The organism is uncultured Thioclava sp. (assembly GCF_913064665.1).
Lineage (GTDB): Bacteria > Pseudomonadota > Alphaproteobacteria > Rhodobacterales > Rhodobacteraceae > Thioclava > Thioclava arctica.
In genome coordinates this window covers 1-21,711 of the sequence record NZ_CAJYBT010000022.1, presented here as the reverse complement: position 1 = coordinate 21,711, position 21,711 = coordinate 1, and the positions used below count along the sequence as shown (strand labels likewise).

22 protein-coding genes are annotated in these 21,711 nt (G+C 61.0%); 12 read left to right on the top strand and 10 right to left on the bottom strand.

Features of this window, described 5'->3' with window-relative positions; translation table 11 throughout:
- The first annotated feature begins 38 nt into the window (after positions 1–38).
- The 6 genes from QZ571_RS10845 (at position 39) to QZ571_RS10820 (ending at position 7,637) form a co-directional block, all read left to right on the top strand.
- A complete protein-coding gene (locus tag QZ571_RS10845; RefSeq protein WP_295534391.1) occupies positions 39–2,798 on the top strand; it encodes a hypothetical protein in 2,760 nt (919 codons plus the stop codon).
- 174 nt (positions 2,799–2,972) lie between these two features.
- Positions 2,973–3,395 (top strand): alternative ribosome rescue aminoacyl-tRNA hydrolase ArfB, encoded by a 423-nt coding sequence (gene arfB / locus QZ571_RS10840; RefSeq protein WP_295534388.1) that lies wholly within the window; start codon positions 2,973–2,975, stop codon positions 3,393–3,395.
- On the top strand, positions 3,382–4,650 hold the full coding sequence (locus QZ571_RS10835; protein ID WP_366929952.1) for an aminotransferase class III-fold pyridoxal phosphate-dependent enzyme: 1,269 nt from the start codon (positions 3,382–3,384) through the stop codon (positions 4,648–4,650). Before arfB ends, QZ571_RS10835 begins: the two co-directional genes overlap by 14 nt.
- Complete coding sequence (locus QZ571_RS10830; RefSeq protein WP_295534384.1) at positions 4,647–5,624, top strand: phosphotransferase; 978 nt, start codon at positions 4,647–4,649, stop codon at positions 5,622–5,624. Before QZ571_RS10835 ends, QZ571_RS10830 begins: the two co-directional genes overlap by 4 nt.
- Before the next feature lie 14 nt (positions 5,625–5,638).
- The gene (locus QZ571_RS10825) at positions 5,639–6,070 is read left to right on the top strand and encodes an NUDIX hydrolase (RefSeq protein ID WP_295534381.1); all 432 of its coding nucleotides are present in this window, start codon (positions 5,639–5,641) and stop codon (positions 6,068–6,070) included.
- Positions 6,071–6,152: 82 nt separating this feature from the next.
- Positions 6,153–7,637 carry an inorganic phosphate transporter gene (locus QZ571_RS10820; protein ID WP_295534379.1) on the top strand — a complete coding sequence of 495 codons (1,485 nt, stop codon included), beginning with the start codon at positions 6,153–6,155 and terminating at the stop codon, positions 7,635–7,637.
- On the opposite strand, the gene pncB is transcribed toward QZ571_RS10820, so the two are convergent.
- Together pncB and pncA are read right to left on the bottom strand one after the other, a co-directional pair.
- On the bottom strand, positions 7,634–8,941 hold the full coding sequence (pncB, locus tag QZ571_RS10815; protein WP_295534376.1) for a nicotinate phosphoribosyltransferase: 1,308 nt from the start codon (positions 8,939–8,941) through the stop codon (positions 7,634–7,636). The two genes, QZ571_RS10820 and pncB, sit on opposite strands and share 4 nt — an antisense overlap.
- A 2-nt stretch (positions 8,942–8,943) precedes the next feature.
- On the bottom strand, positions 8,944–9,543 hold the full coding sequence (gene pncA, locus QZ571_RS10810) for a bifunctional nicotinamidase/pyrazinamidase (protein ID WP_295534373.1): 600 nt from the start codon (positions 9,541–9,543) through the stop codon (positions 8,944–8,946).
- Positions 9,544–9,640: 97 nt separating this feature from the next.
- On the opposite strand from pncA, the gene QZ571_RS10805 reads away from it, so the two are divergent.
- The gene (locus tag QZ571_RS10805) at positions 9,641–10,546 is read left to right on the top strand and encodes a rhodanese-related sulfurtransferase (protein ID WP_295534370.1); all 906 of its coding nucleotides are present in this window, start codon (positions 9,641–9,643) and stop codon (positions 10,544–10,546) included.
- On the opposite strand, the gene QZ571_RS10800 is transcribed toward QZ571_RS10805, so the two are convergent.
- Positions 10,543–10,704, bottom strand: coding sequence for a hypothetical protein (locus QZ571_RS10800; protein ID WP_295534367.1), 162 nt, complete (start codon positions 10,702–10,704; stop codon positions 10,543–10,545). The genes QZ571_RS10805 and QZ571_RS10800 overlap by 4 nt on opposite strands.
- Positions 10,705–10,857: 153 nt before the next feature.
- Here QZ571_RS10800 and mbfA point away from each other — a divergent pair, with 153 nt between their 5' ends.
- The 5 genes from mbfA to QZ571_RS10775 all read left to right on the top strand — a co-directional run bounded on the left by mbfA (position 10,858) and on the right by QZ571_RS10775 (position 14,841).
- Entirely contained in the window at positions 10,858–11,835 is a 978-nt protein-coding gene (mbfA, locus tag QZ571_RS10795) for an iron exporter MbfA (RefSeq protein ID WP_295534364.1), read from the top strand.
- Between the two features lie 183 nt (positions 11,836–12,018).
- Positions 12,019–12,936, top strand: coding sequence for an AEC family transporter (locus QZ571_RS10790; protein WP_295534361.1), 918 nt, complete (start codon positions 12,019–12,021; stop codon positions 12,934–12,936).
- A gap of 9 nt (positions 12,937–12,945) precedes the next feature.
- The gene (gene fghA, locus QZ571_RS10785) at positions 12,946–13,776 is read left to right on the top strand and encodes an S-formylglutathione hydrolase (protein ID WP_295534358.1); all 831 of its coding nucleotides are present in this window, start codon (positions 12,946–12,948) and stop codon (positions 13,774–13,776) included.
- A complete protein-coding gene (locus QZ571_RS10780) occupies positions 13,767–14,231 on the top strand; it encodes a YaiI/YqxD family protein (RefSeq protein WP_295534355.1) in 465 nt (154 codons plus the stop codon). Before fghA ends, QZ571_RS10780 begins: the two co-directional genes overlap by 10 nt.
- The gene (locus QZ571_RS10775) at positions 14,224–14,841 is read left to right on the top strand and encodes an HAD-IA family hydrolase (protein ID WP_295534352.1); all 618 of its coding nucleotides are present in this window, start codon (positions 14,224–14,226) and stop codon (positions 14,839–14,841) included. Before QZ571_RS10780 ends, QZ571_RS10775 begins: the two co-directional genes overlap by 8 nt.
- 42 nt (positions 14,842–14,883) lie before the next feature.
- Here the strand turns inward: QZ571_RS10775 and dxs are convergent, their stop codons facing one another.
- The 7 genes from dxs to QZ571_RS10740 form a co-directional block, all read right to left on the bottom strand.
- Positions 14,884–16,809, bottom strand: a complete 1,926-nt coding sequence (gene dxs / locus QZ571_RS10770; protein ID WP_295534349.1) for a 1-deoxy-D-xylulose-5-phosphate synthase — start codon at positions 16,807–16,809, stop codon at positions 14,884–14,886.
- A 19-nt stretch (positions 16,810–16,828) separates the two neighbouring features.
- The gene (locus tag QZ571_RS10765) at positions 16,829–17,695 is read right to left on the bottom strand and encodes a farnesyl diphosphate synthase (protein ID WP_295534346.1); all 867 of its coding nucleotides are present in this window, start codon (positions 17,693–17,695) and stop codon (positions 16,829–16,831) included.
- Entirely contained in the window at positions 17,696–17,944 is a 249-nt protein-coding gene (locus QZ571_RS10760) for an exodeoxyribonuclease VII small subunit (protein WP_295534343.1), read from the bottom strand.
- 349 nt (positions 17,945–18,293) lie between these two features.
- The gene (locus tag QZ571_RS10755; RefSeq protein WP_295534341.1) at positions 18,294–18,926 is read right to left on the bottom strand and encodes a queuosine precursor transporter; all 633 of its coding nucleotides are present in this window, start codon (positions 18,924–18,926) and stop codon (positions 18,294–18,296) included.
- 85 nt (positions 18,927–19,011) lie between these two features.
- Entirely contained in the window at positions 19,012–19,932 is a 921-nt protein-coding gene (locus tag QZ571_RS10750; RefSeq protein WP_295534339.1) for an esterase-like activity of phytase family protein, read from the bottom strand.
- Positions 19,905–20,801 (bottom strand): penicillin-insensitive murein endopeptidase, encoded by an 897-nt coding sequence (gene mepA / locus QZ571_RS10745; protein ID WP_295534336.1) that lies wholly within the window; start codon positions 20,799–20,801, stop codon positions 19,905–19,907. The genes QZ571_RS10750 and mepA overlap by 28 nt, the downstream gene beginning before the upstream one ends.
- A gap of 3 nt (positions 20,802–20,804) precedes the next feature.
- A partial coding sequence (locus QZ571_RS10740; protein ID WP_295534333.1) for an MFS transporter occupies positions 20,805–21,711 on the bottom strand: 907 nt, incomplete at its 5' end.

The window sequence follows — 21,711 nt, the reverse complement described above, 5'->3', positions numbered from 1 at the left end:
TAAACCTGTCTCGGGGTAAGAAACTGGGGTGAACGGGGATGTTGAGTCTCGAATTCCGATCACAAATCGGCGCGTCTTGGGGCGATTTGGCAGTTGATATCCGGTCCATGCTAGTTCTCGACACGACGCTTGGGCCGGTAGTTCTGGCGGTGAACGGTCCGGCTGGCGGGGTGCTAAGCTTTCGCTTGAACGAGGGGCTTGCGGAAGCGGATCTGATCGACAGCGTCACCTACAACACCTCGATGTCATATAGCGTCACGGGCGGTTCGCTCCTGCTGGAACCAGAGGGCGGCACGATGGTTGCGGTTCTGGGCTGCACCGCGCAGGACGGCACATTTGGCTTTTCGGTCAGCTCCGATGGTCAAATCGGAGCGTCGACGACGATTGGCTTGCCCGACTCCGCTAGTCTGACAGGCCCCGTTATGGCCGTCGCGCAGGATGGGTTCGTCTATACGATGAACGCGTCGGCGATGTTGCAATGTTTCGCGCCAACCGCGCAGAATGGGTATGTCGCAGGCACCTCGTATGCCGACACCGACAGTCTTTATCTGCAAAGCCCGGTTGCGATGACGACGGTGCGTGTTTCAGGGCAGGAATATCTGCTGACCCTTTCGGGCACCGAACAGGGAGTCAGCGCATTCTGCATCGAAAATGATACCGGCGCGCTAAGCGCTGGCGGCTCTCTCGGCACGGCTTCAGGTCTGGGCTTGCTTGCAAATCCGACAGGCATGACCACGGTCGAGGTCGGCGGGCATTGCTACATCCTTGTCGCAAGCTCTGCCGATAATGGCGCGGGCGGCGCCTTGAGCGCGCTTGAGTTGCATGAGGACGGGTCGCTGAGTGTGACGGATCACCTGATCGACACGCTGGACACCCGATTTGGCCGCACGCATAGCCTGACCAGCACACAGGTCGGGGATTGGACCTATGTGCTGGCTGGCGGCGGCGATGCTGGTCTCAGCCTGTTCACGCTTACCCCGCAAGGCCAACTGATCCATCTCGACAGCTTGGCCGACAGCCTGCAATCCGGGCTCGAAAATATTACGGCGCTCACAACGCTCGTTCGCGACGACGAACTGGATATCCTTGTCAGTTCGGACAAGTCGGCAGGGCTCAGCCGCCTTGCCGTCTCGCTCGCCGATCAAGGCGCAGTGCTTAGCACCGAAAGCGGGCTACTGAACGGGACCACCAAGGATGACATGCTGATCGCTGGCGCTGGCAATAGCGACCTTCGTGGAGGGGCTGGCGCCGACATTCTGCTCGACGGCGAAGGGCAAGATACGCTTAGCGGGGGCAGTGGAGCCGATCTGTTCGTGCTGCGCGCTGACGAAAAACGCGATGTCATCACCGATTTCGATGCGGCGGTCGATCGCCTAGACCTTACCGCAATTCCAATGCTTTATGAGGCAAGCCGCCTGAGCGTTACAGAGAAATCCTGGGGCGCGGTCTTGTCCTTCCGCGGCGGAGAAGAGACCGAATTGCACAGCGCCAACGGCAAGACCTTGACCGCCGATCAGATTTTTGGCGCCATCAGCTGGAATGCCAACCGCCCCCCGATGGTCGCGGCGAGTGTGAGCCCTGACGACCCTGCCCCCGACGAACCCGCGCAAGACAACAGCCACACGTTCATTGGCGGCCCGGGCGGCGACAGCCTGTTTGGCACAGAAAGCAACGATACGCTTCGGGGGAATGACGGCAATGATATCCTGCATGGCAATGCCGGCGCGGACCTGATCGAAGGCAACGCCGGGGCCGATTTTATCGATGGCAGCGATGACAATGACTGGCTTGATGGCGGGATGCACAACGACACGCTGCTCGGTGGGCACGGCGCGGATACTCTTTACGGGTCGGATGGCGATGATCGCCTTGAAGGCCAAGATGGTGTTGACCTGCTCTATGGAGGTCTCGGCAATGATTGGATGCATGGCGGATCGCAAAACGACCTTTTGATGGGCGGCGACGGCAATGACTCTCTCTATGGCGCGTATGGCAATGATCGCCTTGAAGGTGAGGACGGGCGAGATGTTCTGGAGGGCGGCCAGAACAACGATTGGCTCGATGGCGGCGCAGATGATGATTGGCTGCTGGGCGGGAATATGCGCGACACGCTGTTCGGGGGGCTCGGAAACGACTCGCTCGAAGGTCAATACGGCAGCGACTATATCGACGGCGGCCTGGGCGATGATTGGATCCACGGTGGCGCTATGGGCGATACGATATTCGGCGGCGCTGGCAATGATACCGTCAATGGCGGTTCTGGGCCTGATCTTGTATGGCTGGAAGACGGTGACGACCTGTTTCGCGGCTTTTCTCAAGGCGGCTGGCTAGGCCGCGACACGATTTGGGGCGGCGAGGGACAAGATACGATCTGGGCGAACTCGGGCAGCGATTTAGCCCATGGCGAGGGCGGCGATGATCTGATTTCGGGCGGTTTTGGCGGAGATTTTCTGTACGGCGACGCGGGGAATGACACGCTGTTTGGCGGGTTCAACAATGACGTCCTTTTCGGCGGCACCGGCGCAGATTGGCTTGAGGGAGGGCGGGGATTTGACCTTTTGACCGGGGGCGCTGATGCCGACATTTTTGCATTTGACTCCCTGTCCGGGCGCAATGAGATCACCGATTTTGAGCCGGGCGTAGATCATCTTCTGTTCGATACCATCGAAAAGAATTTCGCCGCACTCTCGGTCACCAATGCACCTCGGGGTGTTTGGCTGGAATGGGACGGAGGCGAAGTCCTTCTGCAGGGCGTCTGGGCCAATGGCATCAACGCAAGTGATGTCTACTTCAGCTAGAAATTGATCTGCGGGGCCGCCAAAGTGACTTGGATATCAGACCTTACCTGTGTCTCGACAATGACCGCCCGCTGACAGGCGGCGCTGCCCCGTCTCCTGCACAGCCTCCCTCGGGATATTTATGCAAATGCAAAGGGGGCTTTCGTTTTCCTCTGCACGCGCTAGCTTGGCGGCATGTTGCGAATAAACGATCAAATCACCATCGAGGATTGGGAGCTTGTCGAGAGCTTTACCCGCGCCCAAGGGCCGGGTGGGCAGAATGTGAACAAGGTCTCAACCGCCGTCGAATTGCGCTTTGAGGCCGAGCGGTCGCCCAATCTTCCCCCCGCCGTCAAATCGCGCCTCAAACGTCTTGCGGGGCGCAAATGGACGCTGGAGGGCGCGCTGCTGTTGCAGGTTCAAGACACGCGATCTCAGGCCCGCAACCGCGAGATCGCGCGTGAGCGGCTGGCCGAGTTGATCCGCAAAGCTTGCGAGCGGCCCAAGCGCCGGATCGCCACCAAGCCCACCAAAGGCAGTCAACGCCGCCGTCTCAAGGCGAAAACCATCCGCGGTGAGGTCAAGGCGATGCGCGGGAAGGTAGATGATGGAGAATGACCTGATCGCCCGGCGCGCGCGCTTGCTAGGCCCCAATGTGCCGACCTTCTATGAGCAGCCCGTGCATATCACGCGCGGCGCGGGCGCCTATCTGTGGGACGCAAACGGGCAGCGCTATCTCGACGCCTATAACAACGTCGCCCATGTCGGGCATTGCCACCCGCGCGTGGTGCGCGCAATTGCCGATCAGGCCGCGACGCTCAACACCCACACGCGCTATCTCCACGAGGGAATTCTCGATTACGGCGAAGCCTTGGTGGCGCGGCTGGATCACGGGTTGGATCAGCTGTTGATGACCTGCACCGGATCGGAGGCCAATGACGTGGCGCTGCGCATGGCCCAAGCGGCGACCGGCAAGCGCGGCTTTATCGCCACCGACAACACCTATCACGGCAACACCACGGCGGTCGCGCATCTCTCCACCCGGCGTCCGCCAATCGGGGGCTGGCCCGATCACATCCGCCGGGTGCCTGCACCCGACAGCCTTGCGCCGCTCGGGGGCAGTCCGGACGCGCAGCCGCAAGCCTTCGCCGCCAATGTCGCGCAAGCCATCGCCGAGCTAGAAGCCTCAGGGCATGGCTTCGCCGGATTCATGCTCTGTCCGATTTTCGCCAATGAGGGGATGCCCGGCGTCGCCCCCGGTTTCCTCGATCCAACCGTCGCGGTGATCCGCGCGGCGGGTGGCTTGATCATCTCCGATGAGGTCCAGCCCGGTTTCGGACGCATCGGCAGCCATTTCTGGGGCCATGACTGGCTGGGGTTTGCGCCCGATGTGGCCACCTTGGGCAAGCCGATGGGCAATGGTCACCCGGTGGCTGGCGTGGTCGCGCGACCCGAAGTGATGGCCGCCTTCCGCGAGGCCTTTGGCTATTTCAACACCTTTGGCGGCAATCCGGTGTCCTGTGCTGCGGCAATGGCGGTGCTGCAGGTGATCGACGATGAAGGGCTACAACAAAACGCCGCCGAAATCGGGGGCTATCTGCTGCAGGGACTGCAAAGCCTTGATCACCCGCTGATTGCGGACACGCGCGGTCTTGGTCTGTTCGCCGCGATTGAACTGGCGCGCGAGGGGCAACCCGCCAGCCATGAGGCCGGGCAGATCGTCGAGGCAATGCGCAACCGCCATGTCCTGATGGGCCGTGTCGGGCGCGCCCAGCACATCCTGAAAATCCGCCCACCCTTGGTTTTTTCGCGCCAAGATGTCGATTTTCTGATCGACCAACTGAACGCCAGTTTCGCCGTGATCCCCGCATGATGTCCGAACGCAAAGCGATGGCGATGGCGCAAACCGCGCTGTTCACTTGGGGCCAAACGGCGACCCCACCCCGCCTTGTGAATATCCGCGAAAACATCGTCTTTGAGGCGCATTTGAAGGATGGCCGACACGTCGCGTTGCGCCTGCACCGCCCCGGGTATCAAGGCCGCGCGGGCATCGAGGCCGAGCTGCGCTGGTGCGAAGCGCTCAGCGCGCAGGGGCTGGCCGTGCCGCGCCCAATACGTGGTATCAACGGCCGGCTGACGGGCGGCGCGGGCAATCGCGTGGCCTCTTGCGTGCAGTGGCTTGACGGGGGGCCGATTGGTTCGGGGGATCAACCGCTTGGGCCTGCCGCGGCGCAGGTCCACATGCAGGCCGAGGCGCTGGGCGCACTGATCGCACAGCTCCACAATGCCAGCGACGCCGCGCCGCCGAAAGACTTTGCGCGCCACGCTTGGGATGGCGAGGGTTTGCTGGGCGATCATCCGCAATGGGGCCGCTTTTGGGAGCATCCCGCCCTGAGCCCCACACAAGCGACACTGCTGCAAAAGGCGCGCGCGCAGGCCCGCGACCAACTAGCTACGGCGCTTGATTTTGGCCCGATCCATGCCGATATCCTACGAGAGAACGTGCTGGCCACACATCACGGACTTGCGCTGATAGACTTTGACGATTGCGGGCCGGGATATCGCCTTTACGACTTGGCAACTGCCTTGGTTCAGGGGTGGGGCGACCCGCTTTGGGCCGCACAAGCCGAGGGGTTGGTGGCCGGATATCGCAGTCAGCGCGCATTGGCCGATGATCAAGCAGGTTTACTGCCGCTTTTTGTGGCATTGCGGGCGTTCGCATCAGCTGGCTGGATCGTGAGCCGCGCAGCAGGTGACGACCCGCGACAAATCGCCTATATAGAGCGTGCATGCGTTCTCGCACAACATATGCTCGATGGAACACCACCTTGGCAATACAAAGTATAAAATGGGCCAAACAAATGGCCAAAGAGATCTTGGGCCACCGCCCCGCCTCCTTGCAGGTGGGCGCGCTGTGTACGCGGCTGCGCGATGGCAAAGTGCAGGTGATGCTGATCACCTCGCGCGATACCGGGCGCTGGGTCATGCCCAAGGGCTGGCCGATGCGGGGTCGCTCGCTTTCAGGGGCGGCGCGTCAAGAGGCCTGGGAGGAAGCGGGCGTAAAAGGGCACATCTCGTCTGACCCGATCGGCAGTTTTCGCTATGACAAACGCCTTGATGGCGGGCTGAGCGTGCCGACCGATGTTCTGGTCTATCACCTCCGGGTCGACAACACCTCCAAGACCTTTCCCGAACAACATCAGCGCAAGCGGCAATGGTTTTCGCTCAATCAGGCTGCCAAACGTGTCGATGAGGACGGCTTGCAGGATATTTTGCGCGCTCTGATCCGCTAAAGGCGGGCTTTCTCTTGTTTGGATGGGTCTAAACCGATAGGGCCTGCGCTGGATATGACACCAGCATGACAGGTTTGCGACAGTGAGCGACGAAGACAGAACGCCCCCCGTCAATCAGTGGAAAACGCTCGACAAAGATCTCAAACGGATCAGTCGGATCGAGGTAGGCGCGCAGACCGTTTCTCGCGGCTTGGTCGCGCCGGGCGTGGCGCTGGCCTTCATCGTGCTGGCCGGGCTTGCAGCGGCGCTGCTGATGGGCGGCCAATCCGGCCAGATTCTGGTCGTCGCAGCGGCGGCGATCGGGGCCTATATGGCGCTCAATATCGGGGCCAATGACGTGGCCAACAATATGGGGCCGGCCGTTGGCTCCAAGGCGATGACGCTGGGCATGGCCCTGATTTTGGCGGCGGTGTTTGAATCGCTGGGTGCGCTGGTTGCGGGCGGCGATGTCGTGAATACCGTGGCCAAAGGCATCATCGAGCCCAGCGCCCTGCCCGATTCCACGCATTTCGTCTGGGCGATGATGGCGGCACTTCTGGCAGCGGCCCTTTGGCTCAACCTTGCGACATGGTTTGGCGCGCCGGTCTCGACCACCCATTCCATCGTCGGCGGCGTTGTCGGCGCGGGCATCGTGGCGGCAGGCTTTGGCGCGGTCGACTGGGGCACGATGGGCATGATCGCGGCAAGCTGGGTGATTTCGCCGGTGATGGGCGGGGTGATTGCGGCCCTGTTCCTTGCGATTATCAAATCCAAGGTCGTCTACGTCGATGACAAGATCGCCGCCGCGCGCAAATGGGTGCCCATCCTGATCGGCATCATGGCCGGGGCCTTTGCCGCCTATCTGGCGCTCAAAGGGCTGAAGCACCTGTTCAAGATCTCCCTGCTGGAGGCCGTCCTGATTGGCCTCGCAACGGGCATCGCGTGCTGGCTGCTCACGATCCCGATGATCCGCCGCCAGTCTGAAGGCATGGAGAATCGCAAGAAATCGCTTAAATCGCTGTTCTCACTGCCCCTGATCGTGTCGGCGGCCTTGCTCAGCTTTGCCCATGGCGCCAATGACGTCGCCAATGCGGTGGGGCCGCTGGCGGCCATCGTGCACACGGTCGAGCAAGGCGATATCGCGTCGCAAGTCGGCATCCCGTTCTGGGTGATGGCCGTGGGGGCACTGGGAATTTCGGTCGGTCTGTTGCTTTTCGGGCCGAAACTGATCCGTCTGGTGGGCAATGAAATCACCAAACTCAACCCGATGCGCGCCTATTGCGTCGCCCTGTCCGCCGCGATCACGGTCATCGTGGCCTCGTGGCTGGGCTTGCCGGTCAGCTCGACCCATATCGCAGTCGGTGGCATCTTTGGCGTCGGCTTTTATCGCGAATGGCATTCCGAGAAACGCGCCCGCGATCTTGGCATCAACAAAGGCAAACCCGTCCCTATCGAAGAGCGCAAACGCCGCCTTTTGGTGCGCCGCTCGCATATGCTGACGGTGGCGGCAGCCTGGATCATCACAGTGCCGGTCAGCGCAGGCCTATCGGCCCTGATCTATATCTTGCTGAACTGGCTGATCGCCTAAACGATCACATCCATCGCCTGCTGCGCACCAACTCCGAACACCCGTTTGTACCGCGCGATCTCATCGGCGGGCCCCATGGCCTTTTCGGGATTGTCCGACAGTTTGACCGTCGGGCGCCCATTGGCCGACACTGCCTTGCACACAAGGCTGAACGGCGCGAGCCCATCATCGGGCACAAGGCCGCGAAAATCATTGGTCAGCAGCGTGCCCCAGCCAAAGCTGACCTTTACGCGGCCCAAGAACTGCGCGTGCAATTCGCGGATCTTGTTCACGTTCAGACCATCCGAAAAAATCACCAGCTTGTCGCGCGGATCTTCGCCACGCGATTTCCACCACTCGATCGCAACCTCTGCACCCGCTGCCGGATCGCCTGAATCGATGCGAATCCCCGTCCAGCCCGCCAACCAGTCGGGCGCGCGATCAAGGAAGCCCTTGGTGCCATAGGTATCGGGCAGGATGATGCGCAGATTACCGTCATGCTCTTCGTGCCAATCCGCCAGCACCCGGTACGGAGCCTGCGCCAAGGCCGCATCGGTATCGGCGAGCGCGGCATAGACCATCGGCAGTTCATGCGCGTTGGTGCCCACCGCCTCGATGTCGCGCCGCATCGCAATCAGGCAATTCGAGGTGCCGGTAAACGCGCCTCCTTTGCCGCTATCGCCCAGCCCCTCAAGCATCGCGCGCACGCACCAATCCTGCCACAGGAACGAGTGCCGCCGTCGCGTGCCGAAATCCGCGATCTTGAGGCCCGGCAAATCGCGCAACGCCTCGATCTTCTCCCAAACCTTCGTCATCGCGCGCGCATAGAGCACCTGCAACTCAAACCGACCCATCCGGTTCAGCACCGCACGCCCGCGCAGCTCCATCAAGATCGCCAGCGCCGGAATTTCCCACAGCATGACCTCATGCCATTTGCCTTCAAAGGTCAGCTCATACTGGCCGTCACGCTTTTCCAGATGATAGGGCGGCAGTTGGAACCCCTCGAACCACTCCATGAAATCGGGGCGGAACATCTGCCGCTTGCCGTAAAACGTGTTGCCGCGCAGCCATGTGCTTTCGCCCCGCGCCAGTGTCAACGAGCGCGCATAATCCAACTGCTCGCGCAACTCGCCCTCATCGACCAGATCGGCCAGACGCACCGATTTGCTGCGATTGATCAGCGAAAAGGTGACCTGTGTATCCGGATGGTTGCGAAAAATAGACTGGCACATCAATAGCTTGTAGAAATCCGTATCGATCAGCGAGCGCACGATCGGGTCGATTTTCCATTTGTGATTGTAAACGCGGGTGGCGATATCGGCCATGTTCAGTGCTCCAGTGTCACGCCAGCCGCGCGCATTGCATCGCGCGCCGCAGCCAGCGATCCGTCTAAATCAATCGCGCGACATGCGCCTTCCAGCACCGTTACCTTGAACCCCAGGTTTGCCGCGTCCAGCGCCGACCACGCGACGCAGAAATCGGTCGCGAGCCCGACGAAGGTTAGCTCCTCCACGCCCCGGTCGCGCAGATACCCGGCCAGCCCCGTGGTGGTTTTGTGGTCGTTTTCAAAGAACGCCGAATAACTGTCGACCGCCGCGCGGAACCCTTTGCGGATCACCATCTGCGCGCGATCAACGGCCAGATCCGCGTGAAACTCTGCGCCCTTGCTGCCTTGCACGCAATGATCGGGCCAGAGCGTCTGCACCCCATACTCCATATGGATCTGGGTGAACGCCGCTGCCCCCTCATGGCTTGAGGCAAAAGACGAATGCCCCGCCGGGTGCCAGTCCTGCGTCAGCACGACCACCTCGAACTCCGACATCAGCGCGTTGATCCGCGCGATAATCTCATCACCGCCTTCAACCGCCAGTTTGCCGCCGGGGCAAAAGTCATTTTGCACATCGATCACGATCAAGGCTTTGGTCATGGTTTTCCTCATGGCTTTCACAATGGGTAGGGCGGCGGGCCTGCGCGGTCAATCCGGCCCTTGCCAGAATACCCCCTGCGGCGCTAAGCCCCCTCTCATGATTACTGTTGCAGCGCTTTACCATTTCACCAAGTTCCCCGATCCTGCCGCGCTTCAGGCGCCGCTGGCCGATCTGGCACGCGCGCAGGGCGTCAAAGGCTCGCTTTTGCTGGCACGCGAGGGGATCAACGGCACCATTGCGGGCTCGCGTGCGGGCATTGACGCGATGCTGTCCCATATCCGCGCCCTGCCCGGTTGCGCTGATCTTGAGTGGAAAGAAAGCGGCGCGCCGAAGATGCCCTTTGGCAAAATGAAGGTGCGGCTCAAGCGCGAAATTGTCACGATGGGGATTGCCGATGTCGATCCGCGCGCCCGCGTTGGCCACTATGTCGAGCCCGCCGCCTGGAACGATCTGATCGCTTCGCCCGACACGGTGGTGATCGACACGCGCAACGATTACGAGGTCGAGATCGGCACGTTTGAGGGCGCGATTGACCCTCAAACCAAGTCATTCCGCGAATTTCCCGACTGGTGGCGTGAAAACGCACCGCGCTTTCACAACAAGCGTGTCGCGATGTTCTGCACCGGGGGTATTCGCTGCGAAAAGGCGACGAATTTCTTGATTTCCGAGGGTGTTACAGATGTTTACCATCTCAAAGGCGGCATCCTAAAATACCTTGAGGAAATGCCCGCAGAGGGGTCCCTCTGGAACGGCGATTGCTTTGTTTTCGACAATCGGGTGAGCCTGCGCCACGGGTTGGAGGTTGGCGATTACGAAAGCTGCCACGCCTGTCGCCGCCCCGTTTCCGCCCAAGACAAGCAGCATCCCGATTTTGAACAAGGCGTGTCATGTCCCCGCTGTATTGGCGAATTTTCTGACGCCGATCGCGCGCGCTTTCGGGAACGTGAGCACCAGATGCGCCTCGCAGCCAAGCGCGGAGAGGCGCATCTGGGGCGCGATTAATCCTGCGCACATGCCTGCGTCAGGGGGTTGCACGCCTGCGTCACATCGCCGCCCGTTGTCGGGAATTCGAGTCGTGGCAACGAGAAATCTCCGACCCCCGCCGAGGCGGTGCCTGTCGTCATCATCGTCAAAGCCAAAGCGATTATCATACGTTTCATTTCATCTCTCCAAATCTGAACTGCTTCGTTCAGATTCCAATATGAACCGAGTCGTTCGCTTTTCAAGATGTTCTGAACTAATTGGTTCAAAATACTGCATTGCAATCGCCGCAACCCTTGCTAGTTTAGAAGCGTTCTAAAAAAGGATTCCACATGTTCGCTGGGTTTACCTCTCGTCGCCGTTTCGCCGATTTGTCTGAACAAGAAGTGCTCGCGCTTGCGATCTCTTCTGAAGAGGATGATGCGCAGATTTACCGCCAATATGGCGAAAAACTGCGCAAGGAATATCCCGCTTCGGCACAAATCTTTGACGGGATGGCGCTGGAAGAGGATGAACATCGTCGCCGCCTGATCGAGGCTCATAAGGCGCGCTTTGGCGATGTCATCCCGCTTATTCGGCGCGAACATGTGGCAGGATTCTATGCCCGCAAACCGATCTGGCTGGCCAAGAACCTGTCGCTCGAAACGATCCGCGGCGAGGCCGAGGCGATGGAGCGCGATGCCGGGAAGTTCTACACCCTCGCCGCCCAGCGCAGTTCAGACGCTGATACCCGCAAGCTGCTGGGCGATCTGGCCGCTGCAGAATTGGGCCATGAGAAAACGGCCGTCGAACTCAGCGCGACCCATCTCACCGAAGACGCCAAGGACGAGGAAGACCGCAAGGCTCATCGCCAGTTCATTCTGACATGGGTGCAGCCGGGTTTGGCCGGGCTGATGGACGGCTCGGTGTCCACACTGGCCCCGATTTTCGCCACCGCTTTCGCCACGCATGACCCGCACACCACGTTGCTCGTGGGTCTGGCCGCATCGGTTGGTGCGGGGATCTCAATGGGCTTCACCGAGGCCGCCCATGATGACGGCGTAATCTCGGGGCGCGGCTCGCCCATGAAGCGTGGTGTCGCCTCGGGCGTGATGACAACGCTTGGCGGCTTGGGGCACGCGCTGCCCTATCTGATCCCCGATTTCTGGACCGCAACCACGATCGCCATGATCGTCGTGTTCCTCGAGCTTTGGGCGATCACCTGGATTCAGAACCGCTTTATGGAAACCCCGTTTCTGCGCGCAGCCTTTCAGGTTGTGCTGGGCGGCGCGCTGGTCTTTGCAGCCGGTGTGTTGATCGGCGCGGGCTGAATTGGCGCCAGCGCGGGTCCGACCCACAGGAGCCTCCGGCGGGAGTATTTCGGGCTAGATGAAAGACGGCGCGCCTGCATTCAACCCGAAAACCGTGTTGCAATGCAGGTGGCGCGCGCGACAGCACCTACAGCGCGCATTCGGTCTCTGGCACTCGGCGCAAACGCATGCTAGCGCTTGTTCATGCTGGAGATTTTCCTCAAGACACTGCCGTTTTTCGCCCTGGTCGGGCTGGGCTGGTTTGCCGGTAGAATCCGGTTTTTCACCGCCGAAGCGACCGCGTGGCTGACGAAATTCGTCTTTTATTTCGCGCTTTCTGCGATGCTGTTCAAATTTTCGGCCAATCTGAAACTGGCCGAGCTGTTTGATCCGCAATTCGTGCTGGCCTATCTCAGCGGCTCGGGTGCGGTCTGGATTCTCACATTCCTTGTGGCCAAGGCGCGCAAGCTGCCCACGACCTTGGCCGCAATGGAAAGCCACACCGCGATGACCGGCAATACCGGCTTTCTCGGCGTGCCGATGCTGGTGGTGTTGCTTGGCCCGCAAGCGGTTGGCCCGGTACTGATGGTCTTGTCCTGTGATTTGATTGTGTTTTCCTCAATCATCACGATCATCATCACGGCCGCGCGCCACGGGAAGGTTTCGGTTGCGCCCATCGCACTGGGCCTGCTGAAAAACCCGATGATTGTGTCGATGGGGGCCGGGCTGATCTGGGCGGGGCTGAAATGGCCGATTCCGGCGCCGATTGAGGAGTTCATGACGCTTCTTGGCGCCGCCGCGACACCGGGCGCGCTTTTCGCCATCGGGGCTTCGCTTGCGTTCAAATCCGCCGAGAAACCCGCGCCCGCGATCTGGCTGTCCTTTGGCAAGCTTTTCCTGCATCCCGTTGCGATTGCCATCACCTCGCTGATGATCTTTGATGTTGATCCCTACGCGGCGGCGGTGATGATTGCAGCGGCGGCCCTTCCCGTGGCGGGCAATGTCTATATTCTGGCGCAGCATTACGGGGTCGCGCCGCAGCGCGTGTCTGCGGCGATCCTCGTTTCCACCGCCGTTTCGATTCTGACGGTTCCGGCGGTCATTCACTGGGTACAAATGTAGGAGAGCGCAATGCGTACGATCTCGGAAAATCGCTGTTTTGGGGGCGTTCAAGGCGTCTATTCGCATGATTCAAAGGTCACGAATTGCGAAATGACCTTTGGCCTGTTCCTGCCCGCCGAGGCCGAATTCGGCCCCGTTCCGGTGCTGTGGTATCTCTCCGGGCTGACCTGCACCCATGACAACGCGATGACCAAAGCCGGCGCGCAGGCCTTTGCCGCCGAGCACGGTATTGCGCTGGTGTTCCCCGACACAAGCCCGCGTGGTGAAGGCGTGGCCGATCACGAGGATTACGATCTGGGTCAAGGCGCGGGGTTTTACGTCAACGCCACGCAAGACCCTTGGGCGGCGCATTTCCAGATGTGGGATTACATCGCCGAAGAATTGCCCCGTGTCGTGACCGCGGCTTTCGCCATTGATGGCGAGCGTCAATCAATCACTGGCCATTCGATGGGCGGGCATGGCGCGCTGACGCTGGCGATGGGTTTGCCGGGGCGGTTCCGCTCGGTCTCGGCCTTTGCGCCGATTGCCAATCCGCTGATGTCAGATTGGGGGCGCAAGCAGTTGGGCGCCTATCTGGGCAGCGATGAAACGGCTTGGGCGCAGCATGATGCCTCGCATCTGATGCGCGATATCGGATTTGATGGTGAAGTGTTGATTGATCAGGGCACGTCGGATCAGTTCCTCGAATTGTTGCGTCCCGAGGCTTTGGCGGGCGCGATGGCAACACGCCGTCAACCCGGCACATTCCGCATGCAACAGGGCTATGATCACAGCTATTTCTTTGTGCAAAGCTTCATGCCCGATCACATCGATTTCCATGCCGAGGCGCTTTGGCAGTGATCTGGATTGATGCCGATGCCTGCCCGGTCAAAGCCGAGGCTGAGACCGTCGCGACCCGACTGAAGGTGAAGCTGATCTTGGTCAGCAATGGCGGGTTGCGGCCCTCGCCCAACCCGTTGGTTGAGATGGTCTATGTCGACCAAGGCCCTGATATTGCTGACATGTATATCGCCGAACGCGCGACGGTCGGCGATGTCGTGGTGACCAATGACATTCCGCTGGCGGCGAAATGCGTTGACGCGGGCGCGCGCGTTTTGCGCCCCGATGGCGAGGCGCTGACACCGGCCAATATCGGCAATGTGCTGGCGACACGCGATTTGATGACAGATTTGCGCAGCGCCGACCCGTTTCGCCAAGGCGGGGGCAAGCCGTTTTCCAAGGCAGACAGATCTCGCTTTGCGGATGCGCTTGATCGCATCACGCGGGCCGCGATGAGAGAGGCAAACAATGGTTGAAGCCGTGATTTTCGACATCGGCAATGTGCTGATCGAATGGCAACCCGAGCGCTATTACGACGCGATCATGCCCGTCTCCGAGCGCGAGGAAATGTTTGCACAGGTCGATCTGCACGCGATGAATGACGATATCGACCGCGGCGCGCCATTTCGCGAGACAATCTATGCGATGGCCGATCAACACCCGAAATGGCGTGACAAGATCCTGCTGTGGCACGATGACTGGATCAAGATGGCGACGCCCGAGATTCCGCATTCGCTGCGCTTGATGAAGGCGCTTCAGGCCAAGGGGATGCCGGTATTTTCGCTGACGAATTTTGGCATTGGCAGCTATGATTTCGCCGCGACCCATTACCCATTCCTGCGCGCGTTCGATCGCGATTTTATCTCAGGGCATATGGGCGTGACCAAGCCCGATCCGAAAATCTATGAGATGGTCGAGGCAGCGAGCGGGTTGAGCGGGCATCAGTTTTTGTTCACCGATGATCGCAACGACAATATCGCGACGGCGCACACGTTTGGCTGGAAAACGCATCTGTTTGAGGGGCCCGAAGGCTGGGCGCAACGGTTGGTTGATGAGGGATTGCTAAGTGCGACCGAGGCCGCATAAGCCACGCTTATTTGTGCCTGCCGGAATTAAGCGCCGCTTATCTCAGGCGCGCTTGGCCACGGCCACCCCGAGCACCTCCAGCACCTTGGCCTCGATCTGAGACGCCTCCATCCCCGCCGAGCGATACATATCCTCGGGCGAGGCATGGTCGATGAACGTGTCGGGCAACACCATCGAGCGGAACTTGAAGCCACGATCAAACACGCCCTGATCGGCTAGGTACTGCGCGACATGGCTGCCAAAGCCGCCAATCGCGCCCTCTTCGATGCAGATCAGCGCCTCGTGATTGGCGACGAGCTGGTCGATCAGATCGGTGTCGAGCGGCTTGGCGAAACGCGCATCCGCAACAGTCGGCGCAAGACCGCGCGCCTGCAACGCTTCGCGCGCCTTGAGGACTTCGGCCAGACGGGTGCCGTAGCTGAGAATCGCGACGCGGCCCCCTTCGGCGATCATCCGGCCTTTGCCGATTTCCAGCGGCACGCCAGTTTCGGGCATCTCCACGCCCATCCCCTCGCCGCGCGGATAGCGGAACGCGATGGGGCCCGCGTCATAGGCGGCGGCGGTGGCGACCATATGCACCAGATCGGCCTCATCGGCGGCGGCCATCACCACCATGCCCGGCAGGCTGGCCATGAAGCCCACATCGAAGCTGCCCGCATGGGTCGCGCCATCGGCGCCCACAAGCCCGGCGCGGTCGATGGCAAAGCGCACGGGAAGGCGTTGAATCGCCACGTCATGCACGATCTGATCGTAGCCGCGTTGCAGGAAGGTCGAGTAGATCGCGCAGAACGGTTTCATCCCCGAGGCCGCAAGCCCGGCCGAGAAGGTCACCGCGTGCTGTTCGGCAATACCCACATCAAAGCAGCGGCGCGGATAGAGTTGGGCAAACATATTCAGCCCGGTGCCATCAGGCATCGCCGCCGTGATCGCCACGATTTTTTCGTCCTTCGCGGCTTCCTTGATCAGGCTTTCGGCGAAGACCTTGGTATAGCTGGGCGCATTCGAGATCGCCTTGACCTGCGTGCCGGTCGCGACGTCGAATTTGGCGGTCGCATGGCCGCCATCGGGGCGGCTTTCGGCATGGGTATAGCCTTTGCCCTTTTTCGTCAGCGCATGGATTAGCACAGGCCCCTTGGCGCGGGTCTTGAGCATGCGCAGCACCGGCAAAAGCTGATCAAGATCATGACCATCGACCGGCCCGACATAGGTAAAACCAAGCTCTTCGAACAGGGTGCCGCCCATCGCCATGCCCTTGAGCATTTCCTTGGCACGGCGCGCGCCTTCGTGGAACGCCTCGGGGAGGAAAGCCCGCGCAGCGCCCTTGGCGACTTCCTTGAGGTCTTGCACCGGTCCCTCAGCGTAAAGCCGGGTCAGATAAGACGACAGGGCGCCAACCGGCGGGGCAATCGACATTTCATTATCGTTGAGCACGACAAACATCCGCTTGCCCAAGTGGCCTGCGTGGTTCATCGCCTCAAACGCCATGCCGCCCGACATCGCGCCATCACCGATCACCGCAATCGCGTCGCCGGTCTCCGCGCCCAACTCGCGCCCCATCGTGAATCCGACAGCCGCCGAGATCGAGGTCGAGCTATGCCCCGCGCCGAACGCGTCATAGGGGCTTTCCGAGCGTTTCGTGAAACCCGACAGCCCGTCTTTCATGCGCAGGGTCCGGATGCGGTCGCGCCGCCCGGTCAGGATTTTATGCGGGTAGCATTGATGGCCGACATCCCAGATGATCTTGTCGCGCGGCGCGTCAAACACGGCATGCAGCGCCACAGTCAACTCGACCACGCCCAGCCCTGCCCCAAGATGCCCGCCGGTTTGTGACACTGCGGAAATGGTTTCGCTGCGCAATTCTTCGGCCAGCTTTTTCAGCTCAAGATCCGACAGCCCTTTCATGTCCGCAGGCAAACGCACCCGATCAAGGATCGGGGTTGCAGTCAGGGGGGAGGCGCTATCGCTCATTTGGGTGCTTTCGGATGGCTCAAGTTCTACGGGAGATAACGAAACGCGCGGCCTCTCGCAAGTTTTCCGCCTTGTCGCCATAGGCAGAGAGCACATCTGTCGCGGTTTCGATCAACTCAGCGGCACGGGTCTGCGCGCCGCTCAGGCCCAGCAAAGACACAAAGGTCGCCTTGCCCGCCAGCGCATCCTTGCCAACACGCTTGCCGGTTGCGGCCTCATCGCCGGTCACATCGAGAATGTCATCCGCGATCTGAAAGGCGAGACCCACCGCATCAGAATAGATCCGCAGCGCGGTTTGATCGGCCCCAGCCAAAATTGCCCCAGCGCGCGCCGAAAAGGAAATCAGCGCGCCAGTCTTGCCCGCTTGCAAGGCGATAATCTGCTCAAGGGTCAGCGGTGTGCTTGCGGTTTCAGCGGCAATATCCAGCGCTTGGCCATGACACATCCCAGCCGCCCCAGTCGATTTGGCCAAAGCCTCGACCAGCGCGATCCGGCGTTCAGGCGCGCCCAAAATCGGATCACAACACAGCTCAAACGCCAGCGTTTGCAGCGCATCGCCCGTCAGAACGGCGGTGGCCTCATCCCATTTGACGTGAACAGTGGGCTGGCCGCGGCGCAGATCATCGTCATCCATGCAGGGCATATCATCATGCACGAGACTGAAAGCATGCAGCGCCTCGACGGCAGCGGCGGCGGGCATGGCTTGGGCTTGCGGGAGATCGAATAAGGCCGCACTTTCGAGCACGAGAAACGCCCGCAAGCGTTTGCCGCCTTGCAGCGCGTAATGCATCGGCGCGCGCAGAGGGCCTTCGGGCTGGCGCGCCACGGCCTCATCAAGCGCCGTTTGCACCGCAGCTTGGACCTCTGACAGACGCGCGTTGAACATTTACAGCCCGTCGACCGGGGTCGTGCCCTGCGGCGCGCCATCGGCGCCAAGGGTGATTTTTTCGACCCGTTCCTCAGCCTCTTTGAGCAGCTTGGCACAGCGCGCTTTCAGCTCGGCACCGCGTTCATACAGCGCAATCGAGCGATCCAGCGCCACATCGCCATGTTCCAACTGGCTGACAACGTCTTCGAGGGCCTTCATCGCCTGCTCGAAGCTGAGGGTTTTTACGTCGGGCTGTTCATCGCTCATTCGCTCGCTCCTTGCTTGGTCTTCGGGATGCCACCAAATGGCCTCAACGTCCAGCCCTGCAAGGCAGGACGCGCGGTCTGTCGCCTGATATCTGGACGCGATCACAATACGGAAAGGGCCGTCTCGATGTGAGACGGCCCTCCGAGATCTACGGAGATGGTCCGGTTAGGGTCCGAAGGATCCAGCCGTCCCAGTCAGGGTTCTTTTGCCCCAGGGTTTGCCCTCAGGCCACGGCCCCCCTCACTGTCCCGACACCTCTCTCCACTATCACTCTAGACACTGGACCACCTCCTTTCATGCGTTGCCGTTATCCACAGCCTGCCACATATTTTGTGTGTGACAAGTTTTTTTACGCAATCCGTGGAGAAAGTTTTGTGACAAGTGCCTTGAAAGGCAGCAGTGCGATTAAAGTCAGGGCAAGTTTTACAAGCCAATCGGCGCAAGCGAGCGACACCCAAAGCGGCACTTCCGGGCCAAGCCCCAGAAGCGGCAGATGCGCCCCCGCCCAAGACACGTCATTGGACGGCTCGATGAAGGTCAGCGTGGCCGAAAACGCGATCGAGAAGAAGATCATCGTATCGAGCGAGGCCCCGATTAGCGTGGACACCGCAGGCGCGCGCCACCACACCCCGTTGCGCAGTTTGTCAAAGATGAACACGTCGGTCAGTTGCGCCACAAGGAAGGCCGCGCCCGAGCCCAGCGCGATGCGCAAGGTCACTGCGGGGTAGGTGTAGCCATCGCCTTGCAGCATGATCTGAGAGCCGATGAGCGAGCAGGCCACGCCGGCGACGAAACCGGCAAACACCACACGGCGCGCGGCGGCGGGCCCGTAGACGCGGTTCATCACGTCATTGACGAGAAAGGCGAAGGGATAAGTGAACGCGCCCCAGGTCAGCCAATCGCCGACGAGGAATTGCACGAGAATATTGGAGGCCACAACGATAATGGCCATGGCAAGAATGCCAGGTAGGAAGCGGGTCATCATTTCATCCGTTTTTACATGGTAGCGGGGACATGGCTTGGTCGATCCAAGCAAGGGCGCGCGATACGCCGATGATGCGCGTGCGTCAATCCCCTTCGGGGTTCGGCGGCAGGCGGTATTCGACAATTTCGGTGCGCTGGAAGATGCGGAAATTGTCATCCGAGATCATCGTCAGACGGATCGCTCCGGTGCTATCGCGCCAAGCGGAAATGCCTTCGAGGTTGTCATGCTTGCCCGGTCCGGTCTGGATCAGCACGTCGCCGCCACTTAGCGTGTCACCGGTGATGTCAAACACCTGCACGCGGGTGAGAAAGCCCAACAACCCCCAAAAGTCGCGCTCCAGCACGTAAAGCCGCCCGTCGGGGCCGAAATCTGCGCCCACTGGCAGCCAATCGCCCGCGCGCGGGATGTCGAAAGGTTGGCTCCATTCGCCGTTGCGATAGCGCCAGATCGGGAAAGGGGCATCCAGCGAGCCAGAGCGTTCGGGCATCGTGTAAAGCGTGCCATCGGGTGCAATTGCCAGCGATTCAAACGAGGAGTTGCGCTGCATATTTTTGAACGCCTCGGGACGCGGTAGATCGCGTGCCGGGCCGCCATCGGTTGCGAAATGGGCCACGCGGGCGACGCCTTCGAACGACAGATAGACCGATCCGTCAGGCGCAAGCGCCAAGCCTTCGGAATCGGCAAAGCGACGCGTCATCAGCGCGCCCTTGGCGTCATGCAGCTTGGTTGGCCCCGACGTCAGGGCAATCCCGATGATCTCGCCCTGCGCATCGCGCTGAATTTGACCGCGCCACAGCGTCGCGCGATCTGATTGGGTGACGAAATCGCGCCCCTGCGGGCCGATCTCAAACCCCGAGAAGCCACCGAAAAGGGGCTGATCCGGGATCTGCCAGCGATAGGATTGCAGGAATTGCGCACGCACAGGGTCGGCGGCGGCTGACAGCCCCGCAAACCCCAGCGCCAGCACCCCTGCAATCAGCGTGCGGACAAAACGGCGCGGCATTGGCTGGGCAGATCCGCCATGACATAGGTCTTGGCGTTTTTCTTGCGCGGGCCTTTCTTCTTGGGCGGCGCAGTGGTTTTCGGCGGGTTGAGATAATCGGTCACCCACCAGTTCAGCGTCTCATCACAGCCATCTCCCCCTTTGGAGAGCGTCGCCACCGTGGGCTTTTGCGCCTGACAATAGCGCGCACCGGGCGGGCATTTGAGGCGCACATGAAAATGCGTGTTATGGCCGTAAATCGGGCGGATTTTTTGCAACCAGGCGCGATCATTGCGCGGCGCCGCGTTGCACATCGCGATCTTGGCGGCGGCCGTGACGAAGACGCGTTCTACACGCGGATCAGAAGCAGCATGGCGCAGCAGTGCCATATGTTGCGGCGTCCAGTTGCCATTGGTACGGCGCTGATCGGCGGAGCGCACCGAGATCGACGAGATTTTCTCGCGCTGCGCCCGGCTCAGATCAAGACGTTGCGGCGGCAGCATCCAGACATCGGCATCCAGCCCGATCTGGTGGCTGGCATGCCCCCCCGTCATCGGCCCGCCGCGCGGCTGCGAAATATCGCCGATATAGAGACCTTTCCAGCCCGGCAGGCTGGCCGCGTAGCGCGATAGATCCTGCAAATAGGCGATCATCTCGGGCTGGCCCCAGTTGCGATTGCGCGACAGCCGCATCGCCTGCCATGTCGGCCCGGTCTGCGGCATCGCCTGCAATCCCGCCGCACAGCCGCGTGAGTAGAACCCGATCGCTTGCGGCGCTTGTTGCGAGGGCGCCGATTTCGCGCCGAAGAGTTGGCGGGCCAAGGGCTCGGACAGGGCCGGAGAGAGCGAGGTGACTAAGGAAACACTGGCGATAATCAAAAAACGAAACATGGGTTACCCTTCGGGCTGCGGATCTCCGTTGGTCTTGACGAAACCTAGCAGGATAAGGCCCAAAATCAAAAGCACGATAATCGGGGTGATGCCGGTGGACTGATTGTCACTGATCTGCGTGGTGATCCCAATCGCGAGCGGTGCGATAAAGGCGGTGGCCTTGCCCGACAAGGCGTAGAGGCCGAAATGTTCAGTGATTTTCTCGGGGTCAGCCTGACGCACCATCATTGTGCGGCTCGCCGATTGCAGCGCGCCCCCGCAGGCCCCGATCAGCCCACCCAGAACGTAAAAGGCGATATCGGGCAGCGAGCTGCCAGGCGGCACGGCGATACCAAAGACATGGTCGCGCGAGATGAACACGACGCCGATCACCACCGCCGTCAGGATCACCACATTGGCCACGATCACCGATTTCGGACCAAAGCGATCATCGGCCTTGCCGCCAAGCCACGCAAAGATCGCCCCGGTAATGATCGCGAGAATGCCGAAAATGCCGATCATCGTGATCGACCAGCCCAGCACGCCCGCCGCATAGAGCCCGCCGAATGTGTAAATGCCATTCAGCGCGTCACGGTAAAACATCGAAGAAACGAGGAACGAGGTGAGCGAGCGGCGCTTGGGCAGGGCGCGCAAGGTGGCGCGCAATTCCGGCCATGCGGCGCGCAACGCCGTGGCGACGGGCAGGGCATCGGCTTTGCGCGGTTCGCGCACCCAATAGAAAAACGGGATCATGAAGACGGCATACCAGATCGCCACCACAGGCCCGACCACACGGGTATCTCCGCGCGTCGCCCGGTTAATGCCGAACAGCGGTGCCATCCCCAGCATCCTCCTGCCCGTGGGTCGGCCGGCTTGCAGCCACAACAGCATCAGCAAAAGCCGACTCGACCCCCCAACCTCGCCACAGCCC